The organism is Vulcanococcus limneticus LL (genome assembly GCF_943369875.1).
GTDB classification, from domain to species: domain Bacteria; phylum Cyanobacteriota; class Cyanobacteriia; order PCC-6307; family Cyanobiaceae; genus Vulcanococcus; species Vulcanococcus limneticus_A.
The window spans coordinates 45,612-60,854 of record NZ_CALROT020000008.1 but is presented as its reverse complement, the minus strand read 5'-3'; the positions used below and the strand labels follow the sequence as shown (position 1 = coordinate 60,854).

Below are 15,243 nucleotides of genomic sequence, written 5' to 3'. Positions count from 1 at the left end.
CCAGCGGGGGTCAGGAGGCGAGCAGGGCTTCGACGAACTCGAAGCTGTTGAAGGGGCGCAGGTCGCGGATGCCTTCGCCGGCGCCGATGAAGCGGATCGGCAGGTCGGCCTCGGAGGCCACGGCCAGGGCCACGCCGCCGCGGGCGCTGCCGTCCAGCTTGGTGAGCACCACGCCGGTGAGGCCGGCGGCCTTGGCGAAGGCCATCGCCTGCTTGAGGCCGTTCTGGCCCTGGCTGGCATCGAGCACCAGCAGCGACTGCACCGCCGCCTCGGGGGCCAGCTTGTCGACGATGCGCCGCACCTTGGCCAGCTCCTCCATCAGGTTGTGCTTGGTCTGCAGGCGGCCGGCGGTGTCGACCAGCACCAGATCGGTGCCCTTGGCCTTGGCGGCACCGATGGCGTCGAACACCACGGCGGCCGGATCGGCATTGGCGGAGGGGTTGGAGATCACCGGCACACCGCTGCGCTCGCCCCACACCTCCACCTGGCGCACCGCGGCGGCGCGGAAGGTGTCAGCCGCGGCGATCAGGCAGCTGTAGCCGCTGCGGATCGCCAGGTTGGCCAGCTTGCCGAGGGTGGTGGTCTTGCCGACGCCGTTGACCCCCACCAGCAGCCAGACGTTCAGACGGCCCCGCTCGGGCGCCAGCAGCGGACTGCCGCTGGCCTGGATCGGGGCCTCCAGCAGGCCCCGCAGCTGCTGCTTGAGGAAGCGGATGCCCTCGGCCGGATCGACCACCTCCTCGTTGAGGCGCTTGCGCAGGGCCTCCAGCACGTGGTCGGTGGCCTGGACGCCGACATCGGCGCGCAGCAGCAGGGTTTCGAGGTCGTCGAGGATCTCGGGGGTGAGGGGATCGTCGCCCAGGCTCTCGAGGATCTGGGTGACGAAGCCGCGGCGGGTCTTCTCCAGGCCGCGGCGCAGGCGGCCCAGCCAGTCGATCTCCTCCAGGGAGATGTCGTCGAGCTGGCGGCCCTGGGCGGCCAGGACCTCGGCCGACCAGGTGAAGTCGGCGTCGAAGGCGCCGAGCTGGGGTTCGGCCTCGGCGGCCGCCGGAGCCGCGGGGGCCGCGGCAGGGGCGGACGTGGGTGCCGGCGGGGAGGGCTGGGGGGCCTCGATCGCGCGCTCCAGCAGCTCGGCCTGGCGCTGCTCACGCCGGGCCGCGGCGAGCTCCAGCAGCGACAGACCGCTGCGGGGAGCGGCGGGGACGGAGGGCGGGGCGGGAGTGGCAGGGGCCGCGTCAGGGGCGGGGGTTGCGGAAGCGGGGGCGGGTGTGGGAGGGAGCTCCAGGGCTGGAGCCGCCTGCGGCAGTGGCGCGGAGACCGGAGCCGGAGCGTCTGGAGGGAGCGGAACGACCGCGGCAGGGGATGGCGACGCTGGCGCGGTTTCCGGTGCGGGGGCGGCTGCAGCCGCCATCACGGAGGGCTCAGACCCGGCCTGGGGGGCAGACGGGACGCGATCGGTGGCGGCGGACGCGGGCTCACTCGGGAGCGCAGCGAACAGTGTGGACACCGCGGGCTCGGCGGCAACGGCCGGCAGCGGCGCGGCGGCAACGGCGGCCGGGGGCTGATCCGGCTGGGGACCCGCTGACTCCGCTGGCGCCGCCGCGTCCTGCTGGCGGGCCGCCTCCTGCTGGGCCTTGAGGCGGGCGTAGGCCTGGCGGGCCCACTCCAGGGCGTCCTGATCGACGCCGGGGCTGCTGGGCGCCGGGCTGCCGGGCGAGGACTCCGCCGCCGGGGCGCCAGCGCCGGCGCCATCGGCAGCGCTGGCGGCCGGGACGGGGGCCACCGCTGCCGGAACGGCCGGCGGCTCGGAGCGCTCATCCGGCTCGGCAGGGGCGGGGGCCGCGGCGGCGGGCTCCTGCTCAGCGGCCGGCGGCTGCACGGCTGGTTCCGGCTGGGAATCCGGCGGGCTCTCGGGGGCCAGCTTGCGCTTGAACCAGTCGAACACCATGGCGACCCTCAGCTGGCGGCGCTGGTGAAGCGGCGCAGGACGCCGTTGATCATGCGCCGGCCCTGCTCGTCGCTGTAGCGGTTGGCCAGTTCGACGGCCTCGTTGCAGGCCACCGCCGGCGGGGTCCGGAACTCCTCGATGTCGATGGCGGCGAGGCGCAGGATGTCGCGGTCGATGCGGGGCAGGCGGGTGAGGCGCCAGCCCTCCATCACGGCGTCGAGGCGGGCGTCCAGGGCCTCGCGCTGGCGCAGCACGGCGCGGGCCCGATCCAGGGCACCGCGGCGCACCTCGTCCTGGTCGGCGAGCATCAGCAGCCGCGGCAGCTCCAGGCTGGCCGAGAGGCGGTTGAGGCCCTGCTCGGCGTGGGCCAGGCCCTCCTGCAGGTGCTGGCGCACCCGCGGCAGCTGCTCGGCACCCTCCGCCTGCAGCTCGCTGTCGAGCAGCTGCTGCTGGGCGGCCTGCAGGTCCGCCGCGGCCTGGTCGAGGGCCTCGCGCACGTGCTGGCTGAGGGTGGCCTGGGCCTGCTGCAGCAGGGCATCGAGGCCGGTGTCGGCGGCGGGCTGGCGGTCGCTGATCTGGCCGAGCAGCAGCAGGGCCAGTTCACGGGCGATGGAGCGGCTCTGCATCAGGCCTTGTTGGAGGGGATCGAGGAATAGGCCGGCGCCCGCAGCTGGGCCAGCAGGCTGGAGAAGCTGCGGCTGGAGGGGGCTTCGCGCTCGTCGGGGTTGACGATGCCGGCGGAGATGATCGTGCGGAAGGCATCCTCCACCGAGATCTCCAGGTCCCGCACCGAGGTCTCGGGCACCACCGCATACCAGCCGGTGGTGGGGTTGGGCGCCGTGGGGATGAACACGCTCAGCATCGGCTGGTCGAAGCCGCCGGCGATCGAGCTGCCCAGGACACCGGTCACGAAGCCGAGGGCGAACAGGCCCTCCCGCGGGTACTCCACCAGCACCACCCGGCGGAAGCGGGTGGAGTTATCGCGCAGCACCGTTTCCAGCAGCTGCTTGAGGGTCTTGTAGACCGAGCCGGCCAGGGGGATGCGCTGCAGCGTGCCCTCGCCGAACTCCAGCAGCCAGCGGCCCACGATGTTGCGGGCCATCAGGCCGATCAGCAGGATCGCCAGCAGCGGCACCAGCAGGCCCACCCCCACGTTGATCAGCTCCTGGAGGAGCGGATTCAGGGTGTTGAACGGGTTGAACTGCTTGGGAACCGAGGTGAGGAACGCCAGCACGAAGCGGCTCACCGTGGTGGCCAGCCAGATGGTGGTGGCCAGCGGGATCACCACCAGCAGGCCGGCGATCAGGTCGTTCTTGAGGTCCTGCTGGAGCCGGTCGCCCAGCGGCTGGTCAGGTCTGGGACTGGATTGCACCAACGGGGGGCCCGGCTCTCCGGTCAGCAGATACCAATCCGCAACTTAGCCAGCCGCCGGTGCCGCCCAGCGGCAGGCCAGGCCTCAGAGCAGCGCCGCCAGGGCCACCAGGGTGAAGGCGATGGCCAGCACCACGGCGGTGCCGGTGCCGCCGATGCGGCGCTGGTTGGTGGCCAGATCGCGGGCCCGCTCGGCCTGCTGGATCTGCTGGTCGGCCTGGCCCAGCTGGCGCTCCATGAAGGCCTTGGCCGCCTTCTGCTTCTCCTCCTGGCTGGCCGTGGGGGGGATCTGGCCGGTCTGTTCGCCCTGGGCGATCACCTGCTCCAGCACCTGGGGGTTGTTGAGCTGGGCCCGGGCCATCGCCACCTGGCCCTTCTGGGCCTGCAGGGCCTGGTCGGCCTTAGCGCTGATGGCGCTGTCGCCGCTGATGGACACCGGAATCGCGGCCAGCAGGGCCAGGGCCAGCACGCCGCCGATCACTCCCACCACCCACTTGAGGGGGGTGCGGCCGGCGTGGGGATCGTCGAGGCGGGCACCGAAGAGCACCAGCAGCAGCCCCACCAGCGCCATCGGCGCCTGGGTCACCAGCCGCTCCACCAGCAGCTGGCGGAACGCCTCCTCACCCCAGCCGTTGACGGCCAGCACGGCCAGCAGCTGCAGGGCCAGCAACACCACCAGGGTGAAGCCCAGCCAGCGCGACAGGGTGCCGAATCGGCCGGTGGGGGCGGTGGTCACAGGAAGATGGCGCAATCGCGCAACTGTACGGGTGGCCACCGAACCTGCCCAGCTGGCGGACGCCATCCGGCAAGAGGCGGGACGGCTGGGCTTTGATCCGGTGGGCATCGCCGCCGTGCCCGGCGGCCCGCGGCTGGCCCTGCGCAGCGCCGCCCTGGAGCGCTGGCTGGCGGCGGGCCACCAGGCCTCCATGGCCTGGATGGCGGACCCGCGCCGCCGCCAGGTGGAGCAGCTGCTGCCGGGGGTGCGCAGCCTGGTGGCCGTGGGCCTCTCCTATTACGTGGCCGCCGAGCGGGCGCCGGGCAGCCTGGCGGTGGCCCGCTACGGCTGGGGGCGCGACTACCACCGGGTGATCGACGGCCGCCTGCGCCAGCTGGGCCGCTGGCTGGAGCAGCAGGTGCCGGGGGTGCGCTGGCGGGCCTGCGTGGACAGCGCCCCCCTGCTGGACAAGGCCTGGGCGGAGGAGGCGGGCCTGGGCTGGATCGGCAAGCACGGCAACCTGATCCACCGGGAGCGCGGCTCCTGGCTGCTGCTCGGCCATCTGCTCACCAGCCTCGAGCTGCCGGCCGACGCGCCGGCCACGCCCCACTGCGGTGCCTGCAGCGCCTGCCTGGACGCCTGCCCCACCGGCGCCATCCCCGAGCCCTTCGTGGTGGATGCTCGCCGCTGCCTGGCCTTCCACACCATTGAGAACCGCGACCCGGCGCTGCCCCCCGGGATCGCGGCGGCCCTGGGGCCCTGGGTGGCCGGCTGCGACATCTGCCAGGACGTGTGCCCCTGGAACCAGCGGCCCCTGGCCAGCAGCACCGACCCGGACGTGCAGCCGCGGCCCTGGTGGCTGGACCTCAGGCCCGACCAGGCCCTGGCCTGGAGCGACGCCGACTGGGACGAGAAGCTGCGGGCCTCGGCCCTGCGCCGGATCAAGCCCTGGATGTGGCGCCGCAACATCGCCGCGGCCCAGGGCGCGGCCAGCGCTGGCCCACGGGCCGGGGACGGCCCGGCCGGAGCTCCCTAGGCTGGGCGTTGGAAGGAACGGCCGCGATGGCTCCGCGTTGGTTGAGGTCCCTGGCGGCGGTCCCCCTGGTGCTCGGGGCGCTGCTGGCGATCCCACGGCCCGCCCAGGCCCTGGTGCCCTACGTGCTGGTGCCCGGCAACCGGGACCTGGAGGCCGCCGGCCTCGGCATCGCCCAGGCCGCCGCCCGGCTGCTGCGGCTGGGCCAGGCGGAGGATGCCGCGCGCCTGGCGGCCCTGACCGTGCAGCTGCTGCCCCAGGATCCGCGCGGCTGGGTGCTGCTGGCCGAATCCCAGCTGCGCAGCAACCAGATCCAGAAGGCGGGCGTGGCGCTGGCCCGGGCCAAACAGCTGGATCCCAACAACCCCGGGATCTGGTTTGCCGAGGGCTCCCTGGCCCTGCGGGACGGCAAGCCCAAGGACGCCAGCGGGCTGATCCGCCAGGGCCTCAAGCTCGACCCGAAGAACGCCAGCGGCTACTTCGACCTCGGCAACGCCCAGATCCTGATGGGCAACCGCAGCGCCGCCCTGGAGGCCTTCGAGCAGGCGGCCGCCCTGCGCAAGGACTTCTGGGAGTCGATCAACAACCAGGCGCTGGTGCTCTACGAGCAGGGCAAGGAGGGCGAGGCGATCCAGCGCTGGCGCCGGGTGCTGACGATCAAGGCCGATGCAGCCGAGCCCAGGCTGGCCCTGGCCGCCGCCCTCAATGCCGGCAAGGCCGGCAGCCCGGAGGCGATCGAGCTGGCCAACAGCGCCCTGGCGGAGGAGCCCAACTACGTGCTCGACAGCTACCAGAAGGAACAGCTGTGGGGGGATCGGCTGCGCTCCGCCACCCGCACCCTGCTGGGCCGCGCCGAACTGAAGACGGCGGTGGAGCGGGCCCAGGCCAACGCCGGGGCCAGCAGCGGCGATGACGAGGGGCCCTAGAGCCGCGGGGTCCTGCAGCGGAGCGGCGCTGGGTTGGCCTGGACGGGATCTGTAGGCTGAGCGCCACTTTCCGCCCCCAGAGCCCAGCACCGGATGGCCGAGGAGCGCCCCGAGGAATCGATCGGAAAGTCGATCGAGCCGATCGCCCTGCATCAGGAGATGCAGCGGTCGTACCTCGAATACGCCATGAGCGTGATCGTGGGCCGGGCCCTGCCGGACGTGCGCGACGGCCTCAAGCCGGTGCAGCGGCGCATCCTGTTCGCGATGCACGAGCTGGGGCTCACCCCGGATCGGCCCTACCGCAAGTGCGCCCGCGTGGTGGGCGACGTGCTCGGCAAGTACCACCCCCACGGCGACCAGGCGGTGTACGACGCCCTGGTGCGGCTGGTGCAGACCTTCTCCAGCCGCCACCCGCTGCTGGATGGCCACGGCAACTTCGGCTCGGTGGACGACGATCCGCCGGCCGCCATGCGCTACACCGAAACGCGGCTGGCGCCGATCGCCAACACGGCGATGCTCGATGAGATCGGCGCCGACACCGTCGATTTCGCCCCCAACTTCGATGGCTCCCAGCAGGAGCCCACGGTGCTGCCGGCCCAGCTGCCCTTCCTGCTGCTCAACGGCTGCACCGGCATCGCCGTGGGCATGGCCACCAACATCCCGCCCCACAACCTGGGCGAAGTGGTGGACGCGCTGATCGCCCTGATCCGCAAGCCCGAGCTGAGCGACGAGAAGCTGCTGGAGCTGGTGCCCGGCCCGGACTTCCCCACCGGCGGCGAGGTGCTGCTCGGCAGCGGCCTGCGCGACACCTACCTGGGCGGCCGCGGCAGCATCCCGATGCGTGGCGTGGCCCACATCGAGGAGGTGCAGCCGGGCAAGGGTCGCCACCGCCGCGGCGCCGTGGTGATCACCGAGCTGCCCTACCAGCTCAGCAAGGCGGGCTGGATCGAGAAGCTGGCAGAGCAGGTGAACGACGGCAAGATCACCGGCATCGCCGACATCCGCGACGAATCCGACCGCGAGGGCATGCGGGTGGTGGTGGAACTGCGCCGCGACGCCGACCCCGAGAAGGTGCTGGCGGAACTGCAGCGCCGCACCGCCCTGCAGAGCAACTACGGCGCGATCCTGCTGGCCCTGGTGCACGGCAAACCGGTGCAGCTGAACCTGCGGGAGCTGCTGCAGCAGTTCCTGGAATACCGGGAGCTGACGATCATCCGCCGCACCCGCCACGCCCTCAAGCGGGCCGAAGACCGCCTCGAGGTGGTGGAGGGCCTGACCAAGGCCCTGGGCTCCCTGCGCCAGGTGATCGACATGATCACCGCCGCCCCCGACGCCGGCGCCGCCAAGGCCAGCCTGCAGGTGCACCTGGATCTCAGCGAGCGCCAGGCCGATGCGGTGCTGGCCATGCCGCTGCGCCGCCTCACGGGCCTCGAGCAGGAGAGCCTGCGCAAGGAGGCCGACGAACTGCGGCTGGAGCGGGGCCAGCTGCGCCACCTGCTGGAGGAGCGGCCGGCGCTGCTGGACGCGATGGTGGCCGAACTCAAGGCCCTCAGGAAGCGCTACGCCACGCCACGCCGCACCCGCCTGGTGCAGGGCGGCGACGAGCTGGTGGCCCAGCGCAGCGCGGCCATACGACCCAACGCCGAGCTGCAGCGCCGGCGGGCCCTGGAGGGTCTGGCCAGCGACGGCCGCCTGCTGATCCAGGCCGATGGCGCCGTGAAGATCGTGGGTCCGCAGCTGCTGGGGCGCCTGCACCTGGAGGAAGCCGCCGACGCGGGCGAGCATCCGGCCCCGGCGCGGCTGATCCTGCCGGTGGCCCAGCAGCCGGCGCTGCTGGCCTTCACCGCCAGCGGCCGGGTGGCGCTGCTGCGCTGGGAATTCGCCGGCCAGCAGCAGGGCAACCTGGAGAAGTTCCTGCCCGATGGCATCAGCGGCGATCCGGTGGTGCAGGTGCTGCCCCTCCCCGGGGCCGGCTCGGGCGGCAGCGGGGCAGCGGCAGGGGTGAGCCTGGGGCTGCTCAGCAGCGATGGCCGCTTCAAGCGACTGCCCCTGGAGGACGTCCAGGAGCTCTCGGGCCGGGCCGCCACCGTGCTCAAGCTCAAGGAGGGCGTGAGCCTGCAGCGCGTGGTGGTCTGCCGGGAGGGCGAGGAGCTGGTGGTGGCCAGCAGCACCGGGCGGATGCTGCGGCTGGCGGTGTCGGAGGCCAACCTGCCGCTGATGGGCCGCACGGCCCAGGGACCCATGCTGATGCGGCTGCTGCCGGGCGAGGCCGTGGTGGGGGCCGCCTGCGCGGGCGAGGACGGCAGCGTGCTGCTGGCCAGCCGCCTGGGGCAACTCAAGCGCCTGGCGATCACGGGCCTGCGGCGCTGCGAACGGGGCGACCTGGGCCAGATCGGCCTGCGCTTCCAGGGGCGCGGTGATGCCCTGGTGGACCTGCAGGGCGGCGAGGCGGCTGTGCTGGGGGTGGTGCTCGGCGATGGCCGCAGCCTGCGGCTGGCGGCCGATCAGCTGCCGCCCGAGGACGCCAGCGGCGCCGGCGAGCTGCTCACCCTCAAGGCCACGGATACGGTGCAGAACCTGGTGCCCCTGATTCAGGCGACCTGAGGGACGTCCCTCAGGCGCCCCAACTCAGACGCCCGACTCAGAGCGTGGCGGCGATGCCGGCCGGCTCCAGCATCAGCTTGCTATTGCGCAGCGACTCCTCCATGGCGATCGGATAGGCGCCGTCGAAGCAGGCGGTGCAGAAGTGGCTGGCATTGGCCAGGGCCGCCTCCACCATGCCCTGCTTGCTCAGGTAGGCCAGCGAATCGACGCCCAGGTGGGCGGCAATCTCCTCCAGGGTGAGGCGGGCGGCGATCAGCTGGTCCTGGGTGTCGGTGTCGATGCCGTAGAAGCAGGGGTGGGTGACGGGCGGCGAGCTGATCCGCATGTGCACCTCGGTGGCGCCGGCCTCCCGCAGGGCGGCCACCAGCTTGCGGCTGGTGGTGCCGCGCACGATCGAGTCGTCGATCACCACCACCCGCTTGCCGGCCAGCACATCCGGCAGGGGGTTGAGCTTCACGCGGATGCCCGCCTCACGCATGGCCTGGGTGGGCTGGATGAAGGTGCGGCCCACGTAGCGGTTCTTGATCAGGCCGTCGCCGAAGGGGATGCCGCTGAGCTGGGAGTAGCCGATGGCGGCCGGGATGCCGGAATCGGGCACGCCGATCACGATGTCGGCCTCCACGGGGGTCTCACGGGCCAGGGCCTCGCCGATGCGCACCCGGTAGCTGTAGAGCGACTCGCCGAAGAAGCGGCTGTCGGGCCGGGCGAAGTAGATCATCTCGAACACGCACAGCTTCGCGGGTTCGCTGCACCACTGCTCCCGGTGGGGAGTGGGATCGCCCTGGCGGAAGTGGATCAGTTCGCCGGGGTTCACATCGCCGTCGTAGCTGGCGCCGATGATGTCCAGGCCGCAGGTCTCGCTGCTGGCCACCCACTGGGCCTCGTCCAGCTCGCCCATGTGGCCGAACACCAGGGGCCGGATGCCGTGGCCGTCCCGCAGGGCATAGAGGCCCTCCGGGGTGCCGATCACCAGGCTGAAGGCACCGCGACAGCGGCCGGCGGCCTGGCGGATCGCCCCGTCCCAGTCGAGCCCCCCATTCACCGCGTGCTGCAGCGCGAAGGCGATCAGCTCGGAGTCGGTGGTGGAGGTGAACTCGGCCTCGGGGGTGTCGGCGGCGATGGCCTCGCGCAGTTCGCCGGCGTTCACCAGGTTGCCGTTGTGGGCCAGGGCGAAGGGGCCCAGGCGGGTCATCAGCACCACGGGCTGGGCGTTGCAGGCGCGGCTGCTGCCGGTGGTGGAGTAGCGGTTGTGGCCGATGGCCAGGCTGCCGGGCATGCGCTCCAGCACGTCCTGGTCGAACACCTGGCTCACCAGGCCCATGTCCTTGTGCAGGCGCACCTGGCCGTCGTCGAACACGGCGATGCCGGCCGACTCCTGGCCGCGGTGCTGCAGGGCGTAGAGGCCGAAGTAGGTGAGGTTGGCCACCGGCTGCCCCGGGGCCAGCACGGCGAAGACGCCGCAGGCCTCCTCGGGCTTGTCGGGCCGCTCCGGCGTGGCCGCAGTGCTGGCTGCAGGGATGCTGGCAGCGGGCGCAGCCGGCAGGACCTGGGTGGGCTGGTCAGGCTGGTCGATCGGCACGGGCCATCCCACCTTCAGGTTCGTTTCATCATTGTGCCTCAGTGGGTCGGAGGCACAGCGGCGCCGATGCGGCGGGGAATCGCCTGCTCGAAGGCCTGGCGCAGGGGCTCCAGGTCTTCCCGCAGCAGGGAGGTGCCCGCCTGGGTGATCGAGAGTTCGGGGTCAGCTTCCACCACCCCCAGGCACTGGGCCGGCACCGGGCGGCCGGCGGCGGCGGCCTGATCCAGGGCCTGCTGCCAGGCGGCGGTCTGGGCCGGGGGGACGCTCACGAGGATGCGGGCCCCACCCTCGGCGAACAGCAGCCGATCGAGGCGCACCGAGCCGGCGGGCAGCTCCAGGTGGGCCCCCAGGCCCGAGGCGATGCTGGCCTCGGCCGCGGCCACCGCCAGGCCCCCGTCGCTGAGGTCGTGGGCGGAGGCCACCAGGCCGGCGGCGATCGCCTCACGCAGGAAGGCCTGCACGGCCTTCTCCAGGGCCAGGTCGATCTCCGGCGGCCGGCCGGTCACCTGGCCATGCAGGCGCTCCAGGTAGCTGCTGCCGGCCAGGCCCACGCGGGGATCGGGGCCAGCGGCGGCGGTGCCGTGGGCCCCGGCGGGGGCGGCGCCCGTTTCCAGGGGGGCACCCAGCAACCAGATCAGGTCCCCCGCCTCCCGCCAGGCCAGGCCGCGCACCTGGCTGAGGTCGTGGACCAGGCCCACCATGCCCACCACCGGCGTGGGATGGATCGGCTGCATCGAGCCGTCGGGCCGGCGGGTCTCGTTGTAGAGGGAGACGTTGCCGCCGGTGACGGGGGTCTCCAGGGCGCTGCAGGCGGTCGACAGGCCGCGGCAGGCCAGGGCCAGCTGCCAGTAGCCGGTGGGGGTCTCCGGTGAGGGGAAGTTGAGGTTGTCGGTCACGGCCAGGGGCTCGGCGCCGACGCAGCTGAGGTTGCGGGCGGCCTCGGCCACCGCCGCCATGCCGCCGCGCTCGGGATCGAGGGCCACCCAGCGGTTGGGGCAGTCGACCACCGCCGCCACGCCGCGGGTCACGGCCTGGAGGGAACCCTGGCCCAGCTGGGGCCGCAGCCGCACCACCGCCGCATCGCCGCCGCCCGGGGGCAGCACGGTGTTGGCCTGCACCTGGTGGTCGTACTGGCGGAACACCCAGCGCTTGGAGGCGATGGTGGGGTCATCGAGCAGGGCGCGGAGCACCGGGCCCCAGCCCAGGCTCTGGCCCGCGAACGCCCCGCCGGCCGGCGTGATGCCGGCGGCCGTGGCCGCGGGCAAGTCGGCCTCGCGCCAGCGCCAGTGGGCCTGGATCTCAGCCGGGGGCTCGCTGAGCAGGTCGTGGTGGTTGATCGGCGTGTCGTCGGCGAGGGCGCTGGCGGGCACCTCGGCGGCCACGGCGCCGTTCTGCAGCACCCGCACCACGTTCTCCTGCAGCACCCGGCCCACCACCGCCGCCTGCAGGCCCCAGCGGGTGAAGCGCTCCATCAGCGCCTGCTCGCGGCCGGGCTTCACCACGAACAGCATCCGCTCCTGGGATTCGCTCAGCAGGAACTCGTAGGGGGTCATGCCGGCCTCGCGGGCGGGCACCTTGTCGAGGTCGAGCTCGATGCCCAGGCCCCCCTTGGCGGCCATCTCCGAGCAGCTGCAGGTGAGGCCGGCGGCGCCCATGTCCTGGGCCGCCACCACATCGCCGCTCTTGAAGGCGTCGAGGCAGGCCTCGATCAGGCCCTTCTCCAGGAAGGGGTCGCCCACCTGCACGGCGGGGCGGTCGTCGAGGGAGGCGTCGGTGAGTTCGGCCGAGGCGAAGCTGGCGCCCCCCATGCCGTCGCGGCCGGTGGTGCTGCCCACGTAGACCACCGGATGGCCCACGCCCTCGGCGCCCGAGCAGACGATCTCCTCCGTCTCCATCAGGCCCAGGGCCATGGCATTGACCAGGGGGTTGCCGGAGTAGCTGGGGTCGAAGGCCACCTCCCCGCCCACGGTGGGCACGCCCACGCAGTTGCCGTAGTGGGCGATGCCGGCCACCACGCCCTCCATCAGACCCACGTTGCGCTCGTCCTCCAGGGGGCCGAAGCGCAGGGCGTTGAGCAGGGCGATGGGCCGGGCGCCCATGGTGAAGATGTCGCGCAGGATGCCGCCCACGCCCGTGGCGGCGCCCTGGAACGGCTCCACGGCCGAGGGGTGGTTGTGGCTCTCGATCTTGAAGGCCAGGCGCTGGCCTTCACCCAGGTCCACCACGCCGGCGTTCTCACCGGGGCCCACCAGGATGCGCGGGCCGGTGGTGGGGAAGCCCTGCAGCAGCGGCCGCGAGTTGCGGTAGCAGCAGTGCTCCGACCACATCACCCCGAACATGCCGAGCTCGGCCCGGTTGGGGGCACGGCCGAGGCGGCGGCAGATCTCGTCGTAGTCGGCCTGGCGCAGGTTCTCCTTCTTGAGGGCCTCAGGAACGGAGTACTCGGGTGGGGCGACGACCACGGGGAGCTGGGCAAGTGGGTTCCAGTCTCGCCGAGCGACTCACCGGGGCCGGAGGCTCGAGAGCGTCCCTCAGACCCAGGGGTCGTCGTCCGGGGCGGGGGATGGCGGCCCATCGCGGAAGGCGCCGCCGTAGCGGGAGCGGCGGGGTTCAGGGCCGTCCGGTGGATCGGAGGGGCGATCCCAGGCCGCGACCTCCGGCTCGGGCTCCTCCAGGCCCCAGTCGTCGTCATCCCAGGCCTCGGCGGACGGTTCGGGCGGGCGCCAGTCCGGCTCGCGCTCGGGGCCCGGCCAGCGCCTCTCGGCCTCAGGTGCCGCCGTGGGCCGACGCCGCGGCTCCGGTTCCGGGTCAAAGTCCCGCTCCGGCCCGCGGTCCTCCCAGTCCGGCGCCTGCGCGCCCTCGTCCCAGGGGGGCTCCTCCAGCCAGCCCTCCAGGCGCTCCTCAAAGCGGTCGCCCACCTGCTGGAACTGGTCCCGCAGGCGGCCGGTCTCCTCCTGCACCTGGTCGCGCCAGCGGCGGGAGCGGCGCAGGAACTGCTGGCGCACGCTGGCGCGGGCCAGGGGCAGATCGTCCAGACCCTGCAGGGCGGTGACCACCTGGCCAGGCTGCTGATCGACGATGCGATCGGGCGCCAGGCGCCAGCGGCTGGTGCCCGGCAGGCGCGGATCGCTGCGGGCCACCAGGTAGTGGCGGATCCGGCCAGTGCGCAGCTCCACGGCGGCATCGGCCACGCTGCCGAGCACGGCGCCGCCCTGGCCCACCAGCGCCGCCTCGATCAGGGTCGGCAGGCGCTCCACCGTCATCAGGTCGGTGACCGCGGGCTCCCCCTCCACGAACAGCTCGAGCTCCGCCAGCCCCCGCAGCTGGTTGAGCCGCCAGGCCAGGCGCCGATCGCCGAAGGCCGAGGGCTTGCTGATCCAGCCCAGCAGCCGGTGCACCGGCGGGTGCATCCAGGCCAGGACGCCGGGGCCGTGGTCCACCCCCTGGGCATCGCGCATGCGGCGGCGCAGCAGGTCGCTCAGCAGCAGCTGTTCCGGCAGGGACACCGGCTCAGCTGCGGATCTGCACCGGCATCACCAGATAGGTGAAGCCGCCGTCGTCCTGGGGGGAGAGCACCACGGGGGTGGTGGGGGCGTTGCAGCGCAGCTCCACCCGCTCGGCGGCGATGGCCTTGAGGCCCTCGAGCACGTAGCGCACGTTGAAGGCGATCTGGATCGCATCGCCGCTCACCTCGGCGGCCACGGCCTCGGAGCCGCTGCCCACGTCCTGGGCGTCGGCACTGATCTGCAGCTGGCCCGCCACCGGATCGCTGGTGATCTTCACCACGTTGTTGTGCTGATCGGCCAGGACCGCCACCCGCTCCAGGGCCGCCACCAGGGCCCGGCGGTCCACCACCAGCGAGCGGGCGAAGCTCTCCGGGATCAGCTGGCGGTAGTTGGGGTAGGTGCCATCGAGGCTGCGGCTGGTGAGCACCTGGTCGGCCCAGAGGAACACCACCTGGCCCCGATCGCAGAACAGGCTCACCGGATCACCGCCGCTGCGGGCCGAGAGCAGGCGCTCCAGCTCCCGCAGCGAGCGGGCCGGCACCGTCACGTCCATCAGACCCGTGCCGGGGGTGGTGTTGTCGAGGCGCAGCACGGCCAGGCGGTGGCCATCGGTGGCGGCGCACTCCAGGCCCTGCTCATCGAGGCCCAGGTGCACGCCCGTGAGCAGCTGCTTGGCCTCGTCGCTGCTGCTGGCGAACAGGGTGGCCCGCAGGCCCTTGACCAGCACCTCGGGATCGAGGCGGATCGGGGTGCCGCTCTGCACCAGCGGCAGCTCGGGGAAGTCGTCGGCGGGCATGCCCCGCATCTGGTAGCTGCCCGACTGGCTGGTGAGCTCCACCTGCTCGCTGCCCTCCTCGCAGCTGAGGGTGATCGGGCTGTCGGACGAGAGGCGCGCCACGATCTCGCCGAACAGGCGGGCCGGCAGGGTGATGGCGCCACTGCTCTGCACCGAGGCCGGCAGGCTGGTCTGGATGCCGAGGCTCAGGTCAAACCCCGTGAGACTCAGGCGGCCGGTGCCGGCATCGGCGGTGAGCAGCACGTTGGCCAGCACCGGATGGGTGGGGCGGCCCGCCACGGCCCGGCTCACCAGCTGAAGGCTGGCATTGAGTTCGGCCTGGGAGCAGACCAGCTTCATGGCGCGGCATGGGGGCCCTCCACGGTTCCACAAGGCGTCCCGATCCGCAACGGGCCTGGCCGGCCGGATCCCCGCGACCCGCTGCCCGACTGTCCAACGGATTGAAATCTTCTTAGAGAAGAAAACAACCCAGTAGCCGTAGGGGGTGGGGAAAACGGCAAGAACTGCACAGATCCCTTGCTATCACAGCCTTTTCGCTTACCCCAGGCTGGGGAATCAGGTTTTGGATTTCGGGACAGAGCCCTGATTTCCACTGTTTCCCGCTCCTGGGGAAAACGGTCTGATGACTTGCCGGGTCGGGCCCGTTCCCCTCTCCCAAGGTCCTCCGCTGCTTTTCCCCAGCTTGCGGACAGGCGCTTGTTCAACTGGTTGTGGACGGCCGGGGTGGTTGGTGGGCGGTCGGGGCGCCCAGCACAAAGCCCCGCA

11 protein-coding genes are annotated in these 15,243 nt (G+C 72.7%); 3 read left to right on the top strand and 8 right to left on the bottom strand.

Features of this window, described 5'->3' with window-relative positions:
• Positions 1-10: 10 nt before the first annotated feature.
• The 4 genes from ftsY to ACLV7J_RS10225 all read right to left on the bottom strand — a co-directional run bounded on the left by ftsY (position 11) and on the right by ACLV7J_RS10225 (position 4,055).
• Positions 11-1,411: a signal recognition particle-docking protein FtsY gene (gene ftsY / locus ACLV7J_RS10240; RefSeq protein ID WP_411869105.1), complete on the bottom strand. Its 1,401-nt coding sequence runs from the start codon at positions 1,409-1,411 to the stop codon at positions 11-13.
• Between the two features lie 545 nt (positions 1,412-1,956).
• Positions 1,957-2,574, bottom strand: a complete 618-nt coding sequence (nusB, locus tag ACLV7J_RS10235) for a transcription antitermination factor NusB (RefSeq protein WP_411868995.1) — start codon at positions 2,572-2,574, stop codon at positions 1,957-1,959.
• A complete protein-coding gene (locus tag ACLV7J_RS10230) occupies positions 2,574-3,323 on the bottom strand; it encodes a DUF502 domain-containing protein (protein WP_411868994.1) in 750 nt (249 codons plus the stop codon). Before ACLV7J_RS10230 ends, nusB begins: the two co-directional genes overlap by 1 nt.
• Positions 3,324-3,404: 81 nt before the next feature.
• Complete coding sequence (locus ACLV7J_RS10225) at positions 3,405-4,055, bottom strand: HpsJ family protein (protein WP_411868993.1); 651 nt, start codon at positions 4,053-4,055, stop codon at positions 3,405-3,407.
• Between the two features lie 31 nt (positions 4,056-4,086).
• Between ACLV7J_RS10225 and queG the strand changes: the two genes are divergently transcribed.
• From queG to ACLV7J_RS10210, 3 genes are all read left to right on the top strand, one after another.
• Positions 4,087-5,070, top strand: a complete 984-nt coding sequence (gene queG, locus ACLV7J_RS10220; protein WP_411868992.1) for a tRNA epoxyqueuosine(34) reductase QueG — start codon at positions 4,087-4,089, stop codon at positions 5,068-5,070.
• Between the two features lie 26 nt (positions 5,071-5,096).
• Complete coding sequence (locus tag ACLV7J_RS10215) at positions 5,097-5,993, top strand: hypothetical protein (protein WP_411868991.1); 897 nt, start codon at positions 5,097-5,099, stop codon at positions 5,991-5,993.
• 93 nt (positions 5,994-6,086) lie between these two features.
• A complete protein-coding gene (locus ACLV7J_RS10210) occupies positions 6,087-8,597 on the top strand; it encodes a DNA topoisomerase (ATP-hydrolyzing) subunit A (protein WP_411868990.1) in 2,511 nt (836 codons plus the stop codon).
• Positions 8,598-8,634: 37 nt separating this feature from the next.
• Here the strand turns inward: ACLV7J_RS10210 and purF are convergent, their stop codons facing one another.
• From purF to dnaN, 4 genes are all read right to left on the bottom strand, one after another.
• Complete coding sequence (purF, locus tag ACLV7J_RS10205; RefSeq protein ID WP_411869104.1) at positions 8,635-10,116, bottom strand: amidophosphoribosyltransferase; 1,482 nt, start codon at positions 10,114-10,116, stop codon at positions 8,635-8,637.
• A gap of 98 nt (positions 10,117-10,214) precedes the next feature.
• Entirely contained in the window at positions 10,215-12,638 is a 2,424-nt protein-coding gene (gene purL / locus ACLV7J_RS10200; RefSeq protein WP_411868989.1) for a phosphoribosylformylglycinamidine synthase subunit PurL, read from the bottom strand.
• Between the two features lie 69 nt (positions 12,639-12,707).
• Positions 12,708-13,682: an RNA methyltransferase gene (locus tag ACLV7J_RS10195; protein WP_411868988.1), complete on the bottom strand. Its 975-nt coding sequence runs from the start codon at positions 13,680-13,682 to the stop codon at positions 12,708-12,710.
• A 4-nt stretch (positions 13,683-13,686) separates the two neighbouring features.
• Positions 13,687-14,817, bottom strand: a complete 1,131-nt coding sequence (gene dnaN, locus ACLV7J_RS10190; RefSeq protein WP_411868987.1) for a DNA polymerase III subunit beta — start codon at positions 14,815-14,817, stop codon at positions 13,687-13,689.
• Positions 14,818-15,243: the final 426 nt, after the last annotated feature.